The organism is Flavisolibacter nicotianae (assembly GCF_003628535.1).
Classification (GTDB): Bacteria; Bacteroidota; Bacteroidia; order Chitinophagales; family Chitinophagaceae; genus Flavisolibacter; species Flavisolibacter nicotianae.
Genome location: NZ_RBCI01000008.1, coordinates 79,659 through 99,707 on the forward strand (window position 1 = coordinate 79,659; position 20,049 = coordinate 99,707).

At 52.7% G+C, this 20,049-nt stretch carries 11 protein-coding genes; 3 read left to right on the forward strand and 8 right to left on the reverse strand.

Annotation, left to right across the window (positions count from 1 at the left end):
- Positions 1-30 precede the first annotated feature (30 nt).
- A complete protein-coding gene (locus D6024_RS18690) occupies positions 31-789 on the reverse strand; it encodes a hypothetical protein (RefSeq protein WP_121356279.1) in 759 nt (252 codons plus the stop codon).
- A 215-nt stretch (positions 790-1,004) separates the two neighbouring features.
- Here D6024_RS18690 and D6024_RS18695 point away from each other — a divergent pair, with 215 nt between their 5' ends.
- Entirely contained in the window at positions 1,005-1,874 is an 870-nt protein-coding gene (locus tag D6024_RS18695) for an aldose 1-epimerase family protein (protein WP_121356280.1), read from the forward strand.
- A gap of 261 nt (positions 1,875-2,135) precedes the next feature.
- On the opposite strand, the gene D6024_RS18700 is transcribed toward D6024_RS18695, so the two are convergent.
- Entirely contained in the window at positions 2,136-3,332 is a 1,197-nt protein-coding gene (locus D6024_RS18700) for a Gfo/Idh/MocA family protein (RefSeq protein WP_121356281.1), read from the reverse strand.
- Positions 3,333-3,759: 427 nt separating this feature from the next.
- Between D6024_RS18700 and D6024_RS18710 the strand changes: the two genes are divergently transcribed.
- Both D6024_RS18710 and D6024_RS18720 read left to right on the forward strand, forming a co-directional pair.
- A complete protein-coding gene (locus tag D6024_RS18710) occupies positions 3,760-4,677 on the forward strand; it encodes a sugar phosphate isomerase/epimerase family protein (RefSeq protein WP_121356432.1) in 918 nt (305 codons plus the stop codon).
- Between the two features lie 242 nt (positions 4,678-4,919).
- Positions 4,920-6,575, forward strand: coding sequence for a UxaA family hydrolase (locus D6024_RS18720; protein WP_240410087.1), 1,656 nt, complete (start codon positions 4,920-4,922; stop codon positions 6,573-6,575).
- A 94-nt stretch (positions 6,576-6,669) separates the two neighbouring features.
- On the opposite strand, the gene D6024_RS18725 is transcribed toward D6024_RS18720, so the two are convergent.
- The 6 genes from D6024_RS18725 to D6024_RS18750 form a co-directional block, all read right to left on the reverse strand.
- Positions 6,670-8,184 carry a YitT family protein gene (locus D6024_RS18725; protein WP_205573320.1) on the reverse strand — a complete coding sequence of 505 codons (1,515 nt, stop codon included), beginning with the start codon at positions 8,182-8,184 and terminating at the stop codon, positions 6,670-6,672.
- 12 nt (positions 8,185-8,196) lie between these two features.
- Entirely contained in the window at positions 8,197-10,164 is a 1,968-nt protein-coding gene (locus D6024_RS18730; protein ID WP_162944871.1) for an adenylate/guanylate cyclase domain-containing protein, read from the reverse strand.
- Positions 10,165-10,275: 111 nt separating this feature from the next.
- Positions 10,276-16,167 (reverse strand): S8 family serine peptidase, encoded by a 5,892-nt coding sequence (locus D6024_RS18735; RefSeq protein ID WP_121356285.1) that lies wholly within the window; start codon positions 16,165-16,167, stop codon positions 10,276-10,278.
- Between the two features lie 364 nt (positions 16,168-16,531).
- Positions 16,532-17,311, reverse strand: coding sequence for an exodeoxyribonuclease III (gene xth, locus D6024_RS18740; protein ID WP_240410088.1), 780 nt, complete (start codon positions 17,309-17,311; stop codon positions 16,532-16,534).
- A gap of 383 nt (positions 17,312-17,694) precedes the next feature.
- Positions 17,695-19,026, reverse strand: a complete 1,332-nt coding sequence (locus D6024_RS18745; protein WP_121356287.1) for a Gfo/Idh/MocA family protein — start codon at positions 19,024-19,026, stop codon at positions 17,695-17,697.
- Positions 19,027-19,044: 18 nt separating this feature from the next.
- Positions 19,045-20,004, reverse strand: a complete 960-nt coding sequence (locus tag D6024_RS18750) for a formylglycine-generating enzyme family protein (protein ID WP_121356435.1) — start codon at positions 20,002-20,004, stop codon at positions 19,045-19,047.
- Positions 20,005-20,049 lie beyond the last annotated feature (45 nt).

Consider the following 20,049-nt stretch of genomic DNA (forward strand, 5'->3'; position numbering starts at 1 on the left):
GACGCCGCAGTGTGTTTCGAATGAGTTGCCTTAATATAAAAAATTTCCATAGATTATCAGCGGGTCGGTATTGTCTTTCACGCTAAACCGTATCGGCAGCCCCATGCTGTTGTACTGGTATTCGTAAGAAAACTTTGTACCATCTGGATAGCTTTCGCTTAAACAATTGTTTTGGTTCAAACTATAATAGTTGCCTGTAAAATATAAAACCAGTCCAAAATGGCTGTAAGGATTTGGCTTCGTATCGTACTGCGCCTGAATGGTTTGTTCTAATGCACCTGTCGCATCAAAGGTCTTTCGTTCAACAATGTTGTTGTTTTCATCATAACGATAGGTGGTGTATTGATAGATCATCCTGGACCAAGAACTATACGTTGTATCAGCGATAAGCCTGCCTTTCTGGTCATAGGCATAGGTGTTCTGCAAGGAATTCCCAGATCCTGAAGAAGAATTGCTTATTTTTTGTACAATCCGACCCTTGCTATCGTAAAGAAAGGAAAAGGAATCGTTTAAGGCACCGTCAAAGCTGTCTGTTACTACCGCAAGTCTTCCTTGTGTATCATACGTCAAACCCTTTATGTATTTGTGACCGCTGTTAGAACTATCCGAGATTATGACAATTCTGTTTTGACTGTCATAAAAAAACCGGGTATAGTTAAGTGAATCATTGGCTTTGGTAGTCGTCATTTGAATGAAGGAGTGATCTGTAGTACCCGTAATTTCCTTTTGGCAGGCACAAACAACAAAAAGAAGAATAATCAATGAAGCAGGAATGGAAAGCTTAGTCATGGTTTATGGTTTTGGACTATAATAATAATTGTTGCGAATTTTAACTTCTGTTAAAGTTTACTAGCAGTATGATGTTGTTATTGCAGGCAACAATTCTTGCCACCCGCTTCTTGCTTCCAACTACATTTAATTCCAAATCCAAAGGCGCAAGACCAAACTTCACTTTTACACAGAAAGATTTCATTCACCTGCGCTTTCCTTCTTAATTTAGAATTATGTTCCATCTCGAAAACGACAAGGTGAAAGTTACCATCGACAGCAAGGGCGCTGAGTTGAAAAGCGTGGCTCACAAAGGCCACGGGCTGGAGTATATGTGGGGTGCCGACCCGGCCTTCTGGCCCAAAACCTCGCCAGTGCTTTTTCCCATCGTCGGGCAACTGAAAGACAATGCATACAGTTACAACGGCAAGAGCTACCAATTGTCGCGGCACGGCTTTGCTCGCGACAAGGAATTTATCGTGGTAAAACAGGACGTTCACCACATCCTGTTTTCGCTGCAGTGCAACGACGAAACGCGGCCGGTCTACCCGTTCGAATTTACATTTTACGTCGCCTACCTGCTGGAAGGGGATGAGTTGTCCGTGACCTACCGGGTGCAGAACACCGGTGCTTCAGACATGTTCTTTTCTGTGGGCGGGCATCCGGCATTCAAAGTGCCGCTGGCAGAGGGTACGTCCTATGCCGATTACCGCCTGCGTTTCAACAAAGCCGAAACAGCCGGCCGCTGGCCCATTACAGCCGGAGGACAGATCGGCGCGGAACCGGAGCCTTTCCTGCAAAACACCGACGTGTTGCCACTGGCAAAATCGCTTTTTGAAAAAGACGCGATCGTGCTGAAGCACCTGCAGTCGGACGAAGTGCGGTTGGAGTCGGACAAGACGCCCCACGGCTTGCGGTTTTCGTTTGCCGGTTTTCCTTATCTCGGTTTGTGGGCAGCACCGGGAGCGGATTTTGTCTGCATCGAACCTTGGTGCGGCATTGCCGACAGCACCGAAGCCGATGGCGAGTTGGCGCACAAGGAAGGCATCAACAAACTGGCGCCGACGGAAACATTTTCCGCCACCTGGAAGGTGCAGTTCTATTAAATTTTCACTAAAAAATTAAGGTGTAAGCAGTCGGCAGTTTGCAGTGTCTGAAAAAAATGAATTCTATCCATTGAACACGCTGCGTTTTTGCTCAGAATGTTTGCGAAGGGCAGCCTGTATCGACTAAGAAAATGTCCACGTAATTGAAAACACAATAACGATTGGAATTAAAAAGGGCGGAAAATGACTTTCCGCCCTTTTGCTTTTATTTTCTTTACTGAAACTCTACGGGTCTTTTACTTCCGACTGCTCATTGCCCCGCTATTCTTCCACAACCTTCTCGATAAACTTACCGGAGGCTTTGTTTTTCAGGATCAGTTTTTTGGCACCGTAGTGTGTCACTTCTTCTTTTACAAAATAGTGGTCCGCATCGTATTCGGTGAGATGGCTGTCTTTGCCCACGCCGGTACGGCCACGCCAGTCTTCCAGTTGCACCGGCTCCCACAATTTGCTTTTCGACGACTTATAGGCTGCATCCAGCACGGCGTTCACCACGTAACCGTCGTAGAAAGTTTCTTTAGGTGCCCGTCCTTTTTCAAAGGCGCTGAACATATCCAGGAACATATGATTGTAGCCCAGTTCATTCAGTTCGTCGCCCACGGGAAAAAGCCAGCCGCTGTTGCTCTCCGCTTTTTCGGCCAGGTAATCGGCGCTTTTGCCGGAGGTGAACATTTCAAAACCGGTGCGTAAAAACGAATTGATCCAAATGGTACCTTCCGTACCCATCACTTCATCGCGAAGGTCAAGACCGCCGCGGAACGTCCAGCTTACCTCGAACTGCCCGATGGCGCCGTTCTCGAACTTTACCAGGCCGATGGCATGGTCTTCCGCATCGATGGGTTTCACCTGCGTATCGGCCCAGCACATCACCTCAACCGGTTTGATGTCTTTGCCGATATAGCCGCGGGAGATCTCTACGCAGTGGCAGCCAAGATCGAGAATGCAACCGCCGCCGGCCTGTTCCAGGTCCCAAAACCAGTTGCTGTGCGGCCCGGGGTGGGTTTCCCGCGACTTGGCCCAGAGGATACGCCCCAGCGAACCTTTCTGCACGCTTTCCTGCGCCTTCAGGAACTTGGGCGTATACACTAGATCTTCGAGATAGCCGTTGAAAATGCCGGCCTGTTCTACCGCGTCCAGCATGCGTTTGGCCTCGGCAGCATTGCGGCCCAGCGGCTTGGTGGTGATCACGGCTTTTTTGTGCTTGCAGCAAAGCATAACGGCTTCTTCGTGCAGGTTGTTGGGAAGGGCGATGCACACCATGTTCACATCGGGATTGGCGATCGACTCTTCCATGTTGAGCGTCCAGTGCGCCACCGCGTAATCGGCTGCAAACTTTTTGGCTGATTCTTCCCGCCGGGAATAAATACTGACAATCTTGTCGCCGCTGCGGTTTCCCTGAATGGAGTCTGCATAGAAGCGGCCGATAAAGCCTGATCCAAGCATTGCAATCTTCATCATACTGTGTTGTTTTTATCGTTCATTTTAACAGTGTACTGGTGGTGTTCGCACGCCGGTTGCAGTCCCTCGCAGTTCTTTGTGGTGCCCGTGTTTTGCTCCATTTCCCTGCAATTCCGCGGCGAACCGTCTGTCCCGAAGAGGCCGACCCGTGCCCTCGTAACTGTTGGCGGCTGGGAGATTGGTTTTGCGAAAAAAATGGTTGAATCACTGGGCATAGCAATCTGGTTGACGTCCTGCAAAGACCTGTCGCCGGGTGTACATGCCAAGTTTACAACATCCTTTTCAGACTTGGTAAAAAAGAATTTTTTTATGCAAGCGAACAAGCATTTTGTCCATCAACATCAAGAACCGTGAAAAAAACGGTTTTTGCCGGGAGCGAAGTTGCAGCAGATGGATTATCTTGTTGGCAAAACACAAACCAGGCTATATGAATACAACCCGAAGAGCCTTTCTGAGGCAATCCTCCTTTGCCCTCGCAGGCGCCGCAATCTTCACACACCCGTTGTTTGCCTCGACGGCAGCAAAACATCTTACCGGCGTTCAACTGTACTCAGTCCGCGATGACATGAAAAAAGATCCCGCCGGCACGCTGAAAGCGCTGGCCGATATGGGCTACCGCTATGTGGAACATGCCAATTACGTGAACCGGAAATTTTACGGTTATACGCCCAGTGAGTTTAAGAAACTGCTCGACGGTCTGGGCCTGCACATGCCCAGTGGGCATACGGTCATGCGGGCTACGCATTGGGATGAATCCAAAAAAGACTTTACGGACGAATGGAAGGCCACGGTGGACGACGCGGCGCTGATGGGGCAGAAATATGTCATCAGCCCGTGGATGGATGAAAAGCTGCGCAACGATCACGATGCGCTGATGCACTTTCTGGACCTGTTCAACAAGAGTGGTGAGTTGTGCAAAAAATCGGGGATGAAGTTTGGCTACCACAACCACGATTTCGAGATCAGCACCAAAGTGGGTAATGAAACATTATACGATGTGATCCTTAAAAACACTGACCCGGCCTTCGTGATTCACCAGTTGGACATCGGCAATTTTTACGGCGTCGGCGGACGGGGAACCGATTTCATTAAACGGTATCCCGGTCGTTTCCAGTCCATGCACGTGAAGGACGAAATCAAAGCCGCCAACAAGGGCGAAATGGAAGGTGGCTACGAAAGCACGATCCTCGGCAACGGCGTGGTAAAGGTGAAAGAGATCCTTGACATGGCGAAAAAAATGGGTGGAACGGAACACTTCATTATCGAGCAGGAATCCTACCAGGGACAGACGCCATTGGATTCTGTCAAAGCCGACCTGGCCATCATGAAAAAATGGGGTTTCTAAAAATAGGATCGCCATTCGCGATTGTGTTTACAAATTGTATCGAAAAGACCGGACGGGCAACCGTCCGGTCTTTTTTTCTGATCGATTCAACGTGTTTCGTTTTTGTTCGATAGCAGCCTGCCTGAGTGTAGCGCAGCGGTGCATTTTCAAACGGGTTGCCGGTCATGTTCTGTGTTTACGCGTAACCGCAATCATCGCGAAAAAGCCCGCTATCTGCGTTGGCTTAAATATTACTTTTGGCTATGACTCCCGATAAGAACATTCGCCAGACCGTCATCAAAGTTCATCCCGGAGACAACGTGCTCGTGGCACTCCAGGATCTGAAGAAAGGAGAAACGGTACATTTTCAAAACGACAGCTACACAGTTGTCGACGCCATACCGGCCAAGCACAAGTTTTTTTTGCAGGACATGGCCGCGGGGGATGCTGTTACCATGTACGGCGTGCTGGTGGGTAAAACGCAAATGGCTGTTCCGCGTGGCGGGCTGATGACGACCACCAACGTGAGGCATGCGGCCGGCGCCTATGACTACAGGGGCGCTCGGTACGAGTGGAAGGCACCGGACGTCAGCCGCTTTCGACACCGGACGTTTAATGGCTACCACCGGTCCGACGGCCGGGTGGGGACAGCCAATTACTGGTTGTTTGTTCCAACTGTTTTTTGCGAGAACCGCAACCTGGATGTGATCCGCGAAGCCCTGCACAATGAACTGGGTTACGCGGTATCGGGCAAGTACCGGCAGTATGCCCATCAGCTGGTGGAAGCGTTTCAAAAAGGCGGCACGCTTGAGGAGGTCAGCTTTGGCCCGGAAGCCACGCAACAAAACCGCCTGTTTAAAAACGTGGATGGAATTAAATTCCTCAATCACCAGGGTGGCTGTGGTGGAACCCGGCAGGATGCGGCCACGCTAAGCCGCTTGCTTGCCGCCTATGCCGACCATCCCAACGTGGGTGGTGTAACGGTGCTGAGCCTGGGTTGCCAGCATTTGCAGGTAGCCGATTTTGTCAAAGACCTCCGGGATCGCAACCCTCATTTCGATAAACCGCTTTACATCTTCGAGCAGCAGGAGGTGGGCAATGAAGACAAGCTGATTGCCGATGCCATTCGTCAAACGTTTGAGGGGCTGGCCCTCATCAACCAGTACCAGCGCACTCCCGCCGGGCTGGACAAGTTGGTCGTTGGGGTAAAATGCGGCGGCAGTGATGGCTTTAGCGGGATCTCGGCCAACCCGGCCGTGGGGCACTGCGCCGACCTGCTGGTGGCTCTCGGCGCAACGGTGTTGCTGGCCGAATTTCCCGAGCTCTGCGGGGTGGAACAGCAACTGGTGGATCGTTCGGTGAGCGAACCGGTTGCCCGCAAGTTCATACAACTGATGCAGGATTACGAAGAACAGGCAGAACGGGCCGGCTCCGGTTTTTACATGAACCCTTCACCGGGCAATATCAAAGACGGCCTGATTACCGATGCGATCAAAAGTGCCGGCGCCGCAAAAAAAGGCGGCACCTCGCCGGTCGTGGATGTGCTGGATTATACCGAACCGGCAACGAAGCCGGGCCTGAACCTTGTGTGCACACCGGGCAACGATGTGGAAGCCACCACCGGGAAAGCGGCATCGGGTGCCACACTCATCCTGTTTACCACTGGCCTGGGAACACCAACCGGCAACCCGGTTTGTCCCACCATTAAAGTCGCCACCAATTCGCGGCTGGCCAGCCGCATGAAAGACATTATTGACATCGACACCGGGCCAATCATTGCTGGAGAGAAAACCATCGAAGAGATGGGGGAAGATATCCTGGACTATTGCATTCGTGCTGCCAGCGGTGAGGTCACACCCAAAGCTGTGTTGCTGAACCAGGACGATTTCATTCCCTGGAAACGCGGCGTGTCACTGTAACCGGCCTCTTTCGAAATTCCCGGCAATGGTGCTGTCAAGGAATTTTGGTCGCAAAGGATTTGCGTTCGTCAGAAGCTTTATTTTCTCTTTGTCATCAATGCGATTCTTTTCGCTTGATGATCCCGCCCGATGCTTCGCGGATGGTGTGGGCAAAGACGAAGGCTTTGGGATCGGTTTCGTACACGAGGTTTTTCAGTTTGCGCAGTTCCATGCGTGTAACCAGCGTAAAGATGATATCGCATTCGTTGCTCACATCAAAATTGCCGGGCAGAAAACCTCTTTCGCCTTTGTACACCGTGATGCCGCGGCCCAGTTCATTCACCAGGACATGCTTGATGGTTTCGCTTTCGCGGGAAATGATCGTTACGCCGGTATAGGCCTGGATGCCCTCGATCACGTAGTCGATCATGCGTGAGGCGGCAAGATACGTGAGCACCGAATACAGCGCCGGCTCCAGCCCGAACTCCAGGGCATCAATGGCGAAGATGATGATGTTCATTCCCATGATGATCTCGGTGATGGTGAAACTGGTGCGCTTCAGCGTGTACAGCGCCAGCACTTCGATACCATCCAGCGCACAGCCGGCACGCATGGTAAGCCCGATACCGAGGCCCAGGAAAACACCCCCGAAAATGGAGATGAGCAATTTGTCAGAAGTCACGATCGGGTAGGGAAGAAACTTCAGGCAAAGACCGAGCAGGATCACGGCCGCCAGTGTTTTGAACGCAAATTTTTTGTTGACCGAATAATAGCCGGCGATGATGAAGGGAAGATTGAACGCAACAATATAATAGGCGAGAAAGTTATCGTGGTTCAGTTCGTGGACGAGCAGCGAAATACCGGTTACGCCACCGTCGACAAACCCGTTGGGCACCAAAAAACTTTCCAGTCCCAACCCGGCAATCAACACACCAAGAACAATCAGGAAGATATCCTTGATGGCGTCGTGCTGGTGGTGCCATTTAAATTCTTTTAAGGAGAGGGATTTCAGGTGCTCGTTCTTTTTTTCTTCGTACCATTTCTGCCCCGACGGCGTAAAAAAACGATGGGCTTTTAAAAACAAAATCTGTTTTTCCTGCCACTCGCCGCGGGTCTTGACCAGGCCTTCTTTTTTGAATTCGTAAAACAGCTTTTCGGCTGTCGTAAAATAGTGGTCCGTGCCCACGTAGTGCAGGTCTGCGTCGCAAAGGATTTGCTGCAGTTTGCCGACGGGGCGGTTGGGCAGGCGGGTGGCCATGATGATGCGGCAAATTGTTTCCACCTGCGCCGTCGAATAGCCGTAGGCCGGCAGGTTTTCCTTTGCCATTTCGCACGATGCTTCTTCGTGATTTTTGTAGGTGCGCAGAAAGCCGCTGTCGTGGAAAAGTGCTGCTGTTTTTACCAGCAGGGTTTCTTCTTCGCTGAGGCCTTCGGCTTCTGCCAGCTTTTCGGTGGCCTCAACCACGCCCACCGTATGTGCCGGATTGTGATAGGTGAGATGGGCCGGAAGGTTTTCTTCCAGGAGATTTAAAACCGTGTTGTACAAGGCCGGGAAGTCGATGGATTTGGCCGGTACGGCCGCTGTTTTTTCACCGGGTTCGGGAACGCCGTTGTCGTTTATTGCATTCATGGGAACTGAGGTTTAGTTGACATAGATCCTGTCGTCGAGCGGTTCGGCCGTTTCCGACACCGCTTTTTCATCCGGTACGCCAATTTCCTGTTGCACGAAATACATGTCGATCTCACCCACGTTCTTCGCATACAGTTTGCCGCGGTGTGTGCAGACGTATTTTTCTTTCACCAGTTCGTAAGTAGCTGCGGAAATGTTGATCTTTCCCGGCTCACCGTTGCTTTCCATGCGGCTGGCAATGTTCACCGTGTTGCCCCAGATGTCGTACGCATATTTTTTCTTGCCTACCACGCCGGCTACCACCGGGCCAACGTGGATGCCGATCCGCATCTCGAGCGGCTCATGGCCCTCGTCCTTTCTCCGCTGGTTAAAGGTTTTCATGTAAGCCTGTATTTCCATTGCCGCCTGCACAATGCGGAAGGGATGACTGATATCGGCCGTGGGAATGCCACCGGCACACATGTAAGCGTCGCCAATGGTTTTGATCTTCTCGAGTTTGTTTTTTTCAATGATGTTGTCGAAAGCCACGAAGCAGATGTTCAGTTCTTTCACCAGTTCTTCGGGAGTCATTTTTTCGGCAATCATGGTGAAGTTGCGAAAGTCGCTGAACAGCACGGAGACCCTTTCGTAGCTGCGGGGTTTGGCATGGCCGTAGTCCTGCAGTTCTTTTACCACTTCGGCCGGCAGGATGTTGTTGAGCAGGGTGTGAATTTGTACCCGCTGCCGGTCGAGCACCTTGTTGATTTTTTCTTTGTGCCGGTACCCCCGGAAAATAATGAAGGCGATGAGGCAGAGAAGCACCACGCCGATAGCGAAGGCTGTCTTGGCCTGCCGCTCTTTTTGCACCTGTACTTCACCGAGCTTTTTTTCGTTGGTCAACAGCTTGATCTGGTCTTCTTTTTTTGACAACTCGAAATCAAAATTCAGCAGGCCCAGTTTCTTCAGGCTTTCGGTATTGTACAGCGTATCCTTGATCCCGGCATACTTCGACTGGTAGAGATAGGCGTTCCGGTAATCCGCGGTTTTCGAATAGGCGAGGGAAAGGTTTTGGTAAATGTCCCGCAGGTCCACCTTGGTGCCCAGTTCCTGCGCTCTTGCTTCGGCCCGTTGAAGATAGGTGAGGGCCGAGCCATAATTTCCTTCCTGCAACTGGACGTTCGCAATTCCCTGCCAGGCCCGCATTTGCTGCGACTGGTCGCCGACTTTTTCCGAAAGAAGAAGGGCTTTTTGGTGGTTGTGGAGAGCGGCGTCGTAGGCTTTTTTTCGCAGGTAAATCTTGCCAAGGCCGTTATAGGCAAAGGCCACCTGTGCGGAGGAACTGTCGGCGACAATGGCTTCTTTGTAATAAGGCAGGGCCTTGTCGTCCTGCTGTTCGTCGTAATAGATCTCGCCAAGGTTGCTTAGTACGATGGAGTTGGTGCGCTGGTCACCCTTGGCTTTACTCAGCGGCAGGGCTTTCAGCAGGTAATCGAGTGCCTTGGGGTCGCGGGTATTGTGGTAAATACTGGCGGCCGTGACCAGCGAAGAAATGATCCGCGTGGTGTCTTTGGTCTTTTCGGCCAGCTTCAGGGCCTGCAGGCAAAAATCCAGCGCCTTCACGTCGTCACCGCGGTCTTTGTACACCGCACTGATGTTGTTCAGCAGGTTGGAGATCCCCACATCATCGTTCATGCGCCGAAAGATGGCCAGCGACTGGTGCCAGTAATTCAGCGCCATGTCGTATTTCTGCTGGTAGTAATAGCCGATGCCGATGTTTTTCAGCGCAACCGCTTCCCCTTTCTGGAAGTGTAGCTTTGCCGCCAGGCGTTGCGCCTCGCGGGAAACGTCGATGGCTTTGACAGGATCCTCGCCAAACAGTGATTTGCTTTTCTCCAACAGGTGGTTGACCGTTGCGGTATCTTCCCGAGAGGCGGTTTGTGCGGCCGCCGTGATACAGAAAAACAACACCAGCACCAGCAGGCAGGATAGACGTTTCAGCATCACCAACGATTTCCCTCCAACGAAACGTTTACGTGTCGCCATTGCATATTTTTTACAGGTTCACAATCAACTTCCCATGGTACGGAGATATTCATTTGGCAGCAGTACCGTTTAGAGTTTGGTAAAGCGCAAGGTGCGGTAGCCTTCGGCTGTTTTTACCCGGACGAGGTAGATGCCCGGCGACAATGAAGTTACCGATATTTCCAGCGTCTTTTCATCAATCCTTTGCGCAGCCAGTCCTGCATACCGTCGTCCCGTGGCATCTACCACCATAAAATCCTTTTCCGATTCAATGCTGACCGTTGCATGAACCCTTACCCTGTCGTGTGCCGGGTTGGGGTAAACAGAGGTGGCGACAGCCGTTGTTTCAACTTCCGGCGCTCCCACTGCCTGCTTCTGCGTGATGACGGTTGACTGGCATCGTGGTGAGTTGGCATTTACGTCGCTGGTAACGGCCGTTTTGTGGTTGGATTCCAGGGAGCGTAAATTCCAGGACATCGGTTGACCGTTGAACAGGATCTGCACTTCGTGTACGCCGGGTTCAAATACTTCCGGCAACGTGTTTCGGTAGAAGCTTCCCGGTGCACTGGAAATGTAGTTGTCCGGTCCTCGCGGAATGTACACCGGTGTTTCGTTGCGGTTGTTGTAGCTGAACACGACCACGTAACGGTAGCCATATAGTGCCACTTCGGCTGCACTGAGTGCCCGCACGCATTCTGTTTTGACCAGGATCTTTTTCGCGCCATTGCCATACGGGTTCACGTACAGGCGACCGGTATCCATGATCAGGGGCCTGTAATTGGCCAGGACAAGACCATTGACACTAGGCTGGATGATATACATGCCGGGCTGGCCGTTATACACCGGCGACAGGCTGTACGTAATGCCCGTTACAATGCCTGGCGGATCGTTGTAAGCCAAACCTGTGATGGTCGATGTAAAGAACGATTGCGGCGGCGTCGGATCGCCCTGGTTGATGAATTTCCAGTCGGCATCAACTGTTAGCGGTGCCGGCAAAATGGTGATATCGGCCGTGCCGTAGGTGATGTCGAAATTTGGATCGAACAGGGCACCGGGAACCAGTTTTTGTACACCTGCATTCAGCCCGGTAATCATGTTCACGGAGAACAGGCCGCCAATGGCGCCCTGCTGCAGCAGCAGGTCATCCCGGTCGATGACAAGAGCCGCGTTGGAATTGTTGGTGGCGCTGATTCCGCCGATATTGTTGACAAGGGCCTGCAACTGTCCATTCACAAGTGCCTGCAACTGCCCGTTGACCAATGTGTACGATTCGCCATTGACCATGGCTTGCAGTTGCCCGTTCGTGATGGTGTAGCTTTCCACCGGCTGAACGGTGCCGTTCACCACCGCCATTAACTGTCCGTTGACCAAAGCCTGCAACTGCCCGTTCACAAGAGCCTGCAACTGGCCATTGACCAGTTCTGCAAAGGTGAACCGTCCATTTACGACAGCCATCAATTGCCCATTCACTATGCTGAGTAGCTGCCCGTTGACTAGCGCCAGCAACTGGCCATTGACAAGGGCCTGTAACTGCCCGTTCACCACGGCCTGCAATTGCCCGTTTTCAAGGACGGCATAATCAACGACGGTCAGCTCTCCGTTTACCAATGCCAGCAGTTGTCCGTTGACGATGGCCTGTAATTGCCCATTGACAAGAGCCTGCAACTGGCCGTTCACGACCGGCATTAGCTGGCCGTTGACGGCAGCCTGCAATTGTCCGTTGACAAGCGCCAGTAATTGTCCGTTGACAATGGCTTGCAGTTGGCCGTTCACCAATGCCATCAACTGGCCATTGACGATAGCCTGCAACTGCCCGTTCTGCATGCTCAGGTCAACCGTCACGGCTACACCATTGACGACTGCCTGGATTTGTCCGTTGGTGACGGGCACCCACACGCCGTTCACCATGGCCATCAACTGGCCGTTAAGAACCGTAAAGTCTTCGGCTGGCTGCCAGACACCGTTCACCAGTGCCTGCAGTTGCCCGTTCACAATGGCTTGCAATTGTCCATTCACCATACTGAGTAATTGCCCATTGATCAGTGTTTTTGTCTGTCCGCCCGGCGGTGTGGCCTGGGCAGTACCATTCGCCAGTGCCCGCATACTCACAAGCCCTCTCAGTTTGTTTTCGGGTGGTGTGGGCAGAAGTTGGATATGTGCGGAATCCGTTTTGTAGGCGGCCAGCGATTCAGCCGAAAGATCAACCAGGAAACGTTGGTTTTTCGCATCGGCGGAAGAAACCAGTCCGGTAATGGGAACCAGTTGCCCGTTTCGAACAAGGTATTTCCGTGCATTCCTAACCGACTGGAAGCTGGCCAGCGTGCCCATGTTTTTGAGTGCGGCTACTTCGTCTGCTGGTGGCGGGACCGCCAGGCCGTTGACCACGGCCAGTGTATTGCCGGACAGGTATTTCAAATACCTGGCTTTTAAAGATTCAACCACCGTGTTATCAATCAGGCGGCCACCAAAATCGAAGTCGTAGGCAATACCTCCTACGTATTCGCCATAGGTGACCGTCTGGTTACGTGGCATGATTTTCACCGGCAGTTTTTGCACGGTGAGTGTGCCGGCCTGGAACACGAAATCGTATTTGGCGAGCAGCGCCGCGTCGGTAGGGTTCGAAGGGTCAAGTGGTGTGGTGCGGGAAGGCGTGATGCTGTAGTTGGCGGCATTGCTGGTGGCGGTGGCAAAGGTTTCGTAATGGATGTTGGTGCCGTCGAGTTTGAGGCTGGCAAGGGTTTCGGTGGTGGTGCTCAGCGGCTGCCCGTCGATGGTCACTGTTGCCGTAAATTCCGGCAAAGCTTCGCCGAAGGTTTTTGTTTTGTTATCCGCCTTAACCAAAACGGTCTTCCTGCTGCTAAACAGGTGCAGGGCGTCCGAAAAACCGCCATCCAGCCCGCTCAGGCTTTTCGGCGGATTGTAAAGCTGGATGGCCGGATCGTCTGCTACCGAACCGGTAATGTGTGCGGCGACTTCCTGGTTGTTGACAAAAGCAGTGGGTACCTCTGCGCCCCGCACATACACCTTTGTGGTCGGAATCAAATACAGGCCCCTGACGCGGAGTGTAAAGTCGACGTTTGTTGAAGGCGTTAAATCCGGTGGGGCGATCAGGCTGCTGATGACCGGCCGTGCATTGGCAATGGTGAGCATGGCTTCATCGGCGCGAATGGCACCATAGCCGCTCTTGAAGTCAAACCCCGGTTCGTGCAGGTCCAGTGCTGTCGTTTGCAGTAGCTCCTTTACTTCTGCCGGTGCCACCGCAGGCTGGAGGTTGAATTTCTTTTTACCCTCGATGAGCAGGGCTGCAGCACCGGCGGCGTGCGGTGCCGCGGCCGATGTGCCAAAGAAGTTCGGGAAGGGGTCGCCTTCGATATTGGTGACAGGATCGGTGTTGATGGTAACGGTTGTATTCACGCCATTGGGCGCCACCACGTTGGGTTTTCTCCGGACAGTTCCTTCCACCTCAGTTCCACCGCGGGAAGAGAACGAGGCCACGCTGGGGTAATCCGGAACGATGTTGTTGACGTTGTCGTACAGCATGGCACCAACCGAAATGGCACTTTCCGCATTGGCCTGGCCAACGATCGTTGACGAACCCGGATAACCTGCAATGGAAGCGTCGCCGCGGAAAACAATGTACTTGAACCTGACGTTGGTGGCACCCGTGGCGCTGACGATCAGCAGGTCGGCATCCGTTTCTTCGTTGACATTGAAGGGCAATACTTCAAACGGGTCGGCGGTGCGGCTGTCACGGTTAAAACCAAAATAGCTGCCATCGGGTTTGACAAGGTAAATATCAAGGTCCACCAGGGCGCCCGGGTCTTCGCCCAGCGAATAAAAATTGTCGTCCCACTGCAATACAATCGTGTAAATCCCTTTTTTCAGGTGAATCGTTTGCCGGATGCCGTCGCCGAAGTTGTGAGGGACGCCAGTGATACCGGCCGGTAATGCTGTTGCGTCGCCCGGCGAGAAAGTTCCTTCAAACGAACGGCTGCCAAAGTTGCCTGCGGAGGTAATGTAGGTCACTTTGTTGTTCACCACCACATCATTGACCGCCTGTGCAATCAAGCCATCTTTCAGGAAAGGCTCCGTGATGTAGGTGATATCGTCAACCAGCACATTGGCGCTCCTTGGCGGCAATGCCAGTTCTTTAATGCCCAGCGAAAAATCGAGCGGGCTGAGGATGCCGGTGCGGAACAAAAGCTTGGCCTTCGGCGCCACGTCATGAACAATTTGCACCATGGCCCTTCCTTCGTCGGAGCGGGGCGGGTCGGGAAACTCCCTTACCACGGTAAGATCGGCAGGCACATCGCCTTCCTGCTTGTCGTGATCCGCTTCCTGCTTGGTGTCGTAGCTATCCGAGAAAACGCCGACTGTCACACCATTGCCTTCAATCCCCCATTGGGAACGTACAAAATTTGCCTTCATGGTCAGGTCGCCCTGTGTCGTTACCTGGCCAACGTTATTAATCGGTTCAAACAGGGGGCGTACATAATCAATGTCATCGCGGAGGTTCAGCAGGTTCAGCTTCGCAATCGGGAACTTGCCGGTGAGCACCCGGTGTGTCGATAAGGTCGACACCGAGTCGAAGCCCTCGCTTTTCAGGTAGTTGAACAGCGTGTTGTAAACGGACGGCTCGGTCGATTTTGCAACGACTTCGATCCAGACCTTCTGCGTCGCCTGGTCGATCCGGAAAATGATGTTGTCGGGAACTGTCGTGATGATGTCAGGGTTTTGGTTCAGTGATGTCAGTTCCGATCCGATCTTGTTGGTCACTTTTCCGCCGGGCGGAGGTGGATAGTAGGGATCGATGACGACAGGAGTAAAATTGAGCGGTTGGTAGTTGATCCTGGCAGCGTCGCCCACTATGATCTTTGTTTTGCTCCAGAAAGCGCCGTATACCTCCGCATAATTACCTTCCAGTGCATTCGGCGTACCGATGGCAATGCTGCCATTGGGCGCATAGACGGTACCGGCCCAAAAAGCGCTGATCTCTGCACCGCGGGTGGTATCCCTGATGCGAAACGCATTCCCACCGGGAACGGTGCTGCCATTTCCGTGCACTTCCAGGTAAACCCGCGAGGCTTCGGGATAGTACCCGTTGTTGGGAAAATTGCTGCCGACGATCATGTCGGTGGGACCCAGGTCAACGTCCTGGTGCACATAGATCCGGTAGCTTTCTTCACTGGATGGCGGAATGTCAAAGCTGATCGTATTTCTCCCGCTGGTGCGGATGGATCGGAACACATAAATACCCGGCGTGGTAAAAACAACCCTTCCATTCCCGGTTAGCACCAGGTCGCCATAAGCACCGGGCACAATCGAGTCGCCATCGACGACATTTTTGCTGGTGAAGGGTGGAAACGTTGTTTGAAACGGCAGGGAGGGTAAAATCGGAAGGGGAAGTGTATCCAAAAACTGCACGGGGCCGAACGTGGGGACGGGACCGAGGTAGGTGTAGGGCTTCTGAAGATAAACCGGTCCGTCAACAAGATCACCCGTGTCAAAAACCACGTGTCCTCTTGCCTGAACCAGGCCGCCTTGTGGCGGGTCCTGCAGGCTGTTGAACGGATCGTATGTCGTTACCGTGTTTAGTGGAGCATTGATCACAGGGAAATTGACGAAGGCATCGTTACGGGCCACCAGGTTGCCCCCAATGGTGTTGCCACCGGCCGTCATGTTGATCCGGTTGCCGCTGTAGATATCGGTAACAAGATCGTTGTGGTTGCCAACGGTCACCAGAAAATTACTGCCAATAATGGTTCGCAACTCCTGGCTTCTGGAGATGCTGCTGTTGGCCGACAGTTGCAAACCGTAGCGGACCGAATCGTTCATGCCGCGGTGGGTGCCATCGGCAAAAAGCACGTACTGGGAAATGGTGGTAGTGTCGGAAATCGGGCGGGGCAAGGTTTGTGCAAAAACAGTCGTCGTAAAACACAGCCATAAAAGAATCGATAAAGAAGTGCGCAGTTGGTTAGGCATACGTCAGGTGGTTTTAAGTTGGTAAAAATCATTCTACCGTTGCCAACTGTCATTTGGCCGTACAACGATCTTCCGGCTTACAAAAAAGGAAGAAGGACTCTGCGGCGCAACAGGCAGTTAGCGTCATAGGGAAACGAAAGAGAACTGTCTTTGAAGGATAAAAGGGATCTGAAGGATAGGTCTAAAATATTCCTTTTTTCTATATAGCGTAGATTTTTCTAATCTTTATTTTTCAGGCAGTTAAGCTTTGTTGCAATGCGGGTTCCCGGTGCCCGTTCCCTGTTGTCCCGCATGAAGGTGCTGCAAACGGCCCTGTATTTTGATGGCTTGTCGTGCAGAAGAATTCAGTGCATAACAGGCACGTCTATTTGTCGGCAAGTTCAATCCAGACCGGTGCATGGTCGCTGGTTTTTTCCCATCCTCTTACCTGTTTGTCCACGCCGCCGGCGGTAAGACGTTTTTTCAATGGCGGGCTAAGTAAAAAATGATCGATCCGCAGGCCGGCATTACGGCCAAAGGCATTGCGGAAATAATCCCAGTAGGTGTAGATCGTGTCGTCGGGATTTAATTTGCGTAAGGCATCGGTCCAGCCCTGTTCGAGTATCTTGTGAAAGGCCTCGCGGGACTCGGGTCGGAAGAGCGCATCTTCTACCCAGCGCTCCGGTTTGTACACGTCTTTCTCGGTGGGAATCACGTTGTAGTCGCCGGTGAGCAAGGCGGGCTTTTCTTCCTTCAGCAAAGCGGCTGCATGACGGGTAAAAATGTCCATCCACCGAAGTTTGTAATCGAATTTCGGTCCCGGCGCCGGGTTGCCGTTCGGCAGGTAAAGACAGCCCACAATCACGTCGTTGATCTCGGCTTCGATGTAGCGGCTTTGTTCGTCCTCGTCGTTGTCGGGCACACCGCGGTGCCGTTCTGTTGGCTCACCGATACGCGAAAGAATGGCCACGCCGTTCCAGCTTTTTTGTCCGTGCCAGATAGCCTTATAGCCGGCATTTTCGATGGCTTCCAGCGGAAATTTTTCCTGCGGTGCCTTAAGCTCCTGCAGGCAGGCCACATCGGGCGCCGTTTCCTCCAACCAGCGAAGCAATACGGGCAAGCGTGCCGTAATTCCATTGACATTGTACGTGGCGATCTTCATCATTCAAGGCTTTGGTTAAGGTGCTGCAGACCTTCGCCTGCTTACTATCCTGCCTGCAAAGAGTCCGTTCACAAAAAGGTAAAATACAAAACTCCGGCAAACAAGGCAGACGAGCTGCAAATTTTTCAATGTCGCACTGCAGCCCGGCTGGCTTCTGCCCATGATACAACCGCCCGGCTGCGGTTTATTTCCATTGTATACCCTATCATCAGGCGCTTTCACTTGGAAAATTTTACTGGATGGCAGCTGGTGGATGACTGCAGGGCGATGGCCTGGCTTTTTTTCGCAGGCTTTGATTCATCTTTTGCCGATTGCCTGTAAAAAGCAAAAAGGCCTGCTCCACTGTGCAGGCCTTGCGGTTTTTTAGGAAGGATGCGTTTATTCGTTTACAGAAATTTCGTAACGCCGGGAATGGCAACGGGGTACAAACCGTTTTCGTCGGGCAACACCGGCGGCGCAGCATTCCAGGCATACTCTTTCGGTTGCAGGCTGATGCCGGATTGGAGTGCCTTATCCCATTCCACCACCTGCCCGCTGTACGTTGCCATGCGGCCCAGGATCGACGTCATGGTGCTGTAGGCACCTCTTTCCGCGTCGGCATATTTGTAGTCGCCTTTGGCAATGGCGGCAAACAGTTCATCGTGCTCCGTCTGGTAAGGATTGTTTTCCTGTTGTTTATCGAACTGGTAAACGACCTTGCCTTTGTTGTCGATGATCCGAGCGGCACCGCACTGGATTTTTCCCTTTGTACCCACCAACAGTTCGTCCACGCGGCTCATGGTCTTTGGCTGGTGACGGCACTGGCTGTTCAGCACCGAGCCATCGGCATATTCAAATTCCACGAAGTGGTGATCAAAGATCTCACCGTAGTCTTTTCCCTTGCGCACTTCCCGTCCGCCCATGCCCTGGGCTCTTACCGGGTAGCCTTCTTTGAACCAGTTGATTACGTCGAGATTGTGGATGTGCTGCTCGTTAATATGGTCGCCGCACAGCCAGTTGAAATAATACCAGTTGCGCATCTGGTATTCCATTTCGGTTTGGTTGGGCTGGCGCTTGCGCACCCATACGCCGTCGTTGTTCCACCAGGCCTGTGCGGAGGTGATGTCGCCGATTTCTTTTTTGCGCTTGTACAGTTCGCGGTAGGAGTTCTGGTAACGACGTTGCAGTCCCACCACTACGTTTAGTTTTTTTTGCCTGGCCAGTTCTGCCGCGGCCAGTACTTTTTGAACGCCTGCCGGATCGGTGGCGACCGGCTTTTCCATGAACACGTGTTTATTCTGGCGGATGGCCTCTTCAAAATGGATCGGGCGAAAGCCCGGAGGCGTGGCAAGAATCACCACATCGGCCAGCGGGATGGCTTTTTGGTAAGCGTCGAAGCCCACGAACTTGCGGTCTTCCGGCACATCGATCTTTGCCTTTACGTTTCCTTTTATTCCCAGCGAGTCCGAAAGATCGTCGGCGTTGATCGTTTTGTAGCAATCGTCCAGCCGGTCGCGGAAGGCATCGGCCATGGCCACCAGCTTAATGTTTTGTTTGGTGGAAAGGGCCTGCATGACGGCACCGGTGCCGCGGCCGCCGCAGCCCACGAGGGCAATTTTGATGACATCATCGGCTCCGGAAAAAAAGTTGGCACCGGCCATGTTTGGCAGCACGAAAAGGCCACCGGCCAGGACACCCGTTTGCTTGACGAATTCTCTGCGGGAGTTAGTTGATTTCATAACTGTATCGATAAAAGGTTATTGACCTAATTGCGCTTTGTAAAAAGCATCCGCTTCGGCGGGTGCCGGTTGTTTCAGTGGCCGCACCAGGCGGAAGCCGACAAAATAAGCATCAGTCAGCCACCAGCGGCTCTTGGGAATTTGCGGGTCCCGCTTGTTCCATTCGGCGATCCAGGAACGGCGGGCTGCCGGCCGCAGCGCTTCCGCTTCGTCTTCGAATGAGCCGCCACGAACCGCACGGGGATGGCGGCTGCTGGGCATTGGCAACGGGTCGGCCGCACCGTCGGCGATTTTCGAATAAGCCTGCCCGTCATACTGGTCCAGGGTCCATTCGGCAACGTTTCCCAGCATGTCGTACAATCCCCAGGCATTGGGTGCTTTCTGCCCGACTTTCTGGTAGGCTTTCTTGCTGTTGGCCTTGTACCAGGCATACGTGTCCAGGTCTTTGGGGTCGTTACCAAACGGGTAGAGGGTTGTAGCGCCTGCCCGTGCAGCATACTCCCACTCGGCTTCGGTTGGCAAACGGTAGAAAACGCCGGTCTTTTGATAGAGCCAACGGCAATACATCAGCGCCGTGAACTGCTGCATGCTGTTGGCCGGGTAGCCGCCTTCTTTGCCCATGCCCCACGACAGGTCGATGTACTGCGGCGTCGGACGTGTGACGGCGTCAACTTTCGAGTTTTCCGCAAACTGCATGTCGTTGAAAAATACGTCGAATTCATCATGCGTCACTTCATAGGCGCCCATCCAAAAAGGACTGATGGCAATGGATCGCTGTGGCTGTTCATCAGCTTTGGCGGCCTTATCCGATGCCGGGCTTCCCAGGGTAAACCGGCCGGCCGGTATTGGCACCATCCTGAACTGAACGGCAGTGCCGGGAATGGTTTGTTGATAGGGACGGAAGGCCGTATCGGCCGGCTGTGCAAACAGGCAAGTGTATCCGAAAACGACAGCAAGCAGGAGGCCGGTTCTTTTCACAATTGTCAATTTAACGGTTTTAAAAATAAGCAAACTGCGTAAGAA

Coding starts and splice junctions, on each gene's coding strand:
- D6024_RS18690 (WP_121356279.1), bottom strand. CDS start 789: ATGACTAAGCTTTCCATTCCTGCTTCATTGATTATTCTTCTTTTTGTT.
- D6024_RS18720 (WP_240410087.1), top strand. CDS start 4,920: ATGACTCCCGATAAGAACATTCGCCAGACCGTCATCAAAGTTCATCCC.
- xth (WP_240410088.1), bottom strand. CDS start 17,311: ATGATGAAGATCGCCACGTACAATGTCAATGGAATTACGGCACGCTTG.
- D6024_RS18745 (WP_121356287.1), bottom strand. CDS start 19,026: ATGAAATCAACTAACTCCCGCAGAGAATTCGTCAAGCAAACGGGTGTC.
- D6024_RS18725 (WP_205573320.1), bottom strand. CDS start 8,184: ATGAATGCAATAAACGACAACGGCGTTCCCGAACCCGGTGAAAAAACA.
- D6024_RS18710 (WP_121356432.1), top strand. CDS start 3,760: ATGAATACAACCCGAAGAGCCTTTCTGAGGCAATCCTCCTTTGCCCTC.
- D6024_RS18700 (WP_121356281.1), bottom strand. CDS start 3,332: ATGATGAAGATTGCAATGCTTGGATCAGGCTTTATCGGCCGCTTCTAT.
- D6024_RS18735 (WP_121356285.1), bottom strand. CDS start 16,167: ATGCCTAACCAACTGCGCACTTCTTTATCGATTCTTTTATGGCTGTGT.
- D6024_RS18730 (WP_162944871.1), bottom strand. CDS start 10,164: ATGCTGAAACGTCTATCCTGCCTGCTGGTGCTGGTGTTGTTTTTCTGT.
- D6024_RS18695 (WP_121356280.1), top strand. CDS start 1,005: ATGTTCCATCTCGAAAACGACAAGGTGAAAGTTACCATCGACAGCAAG.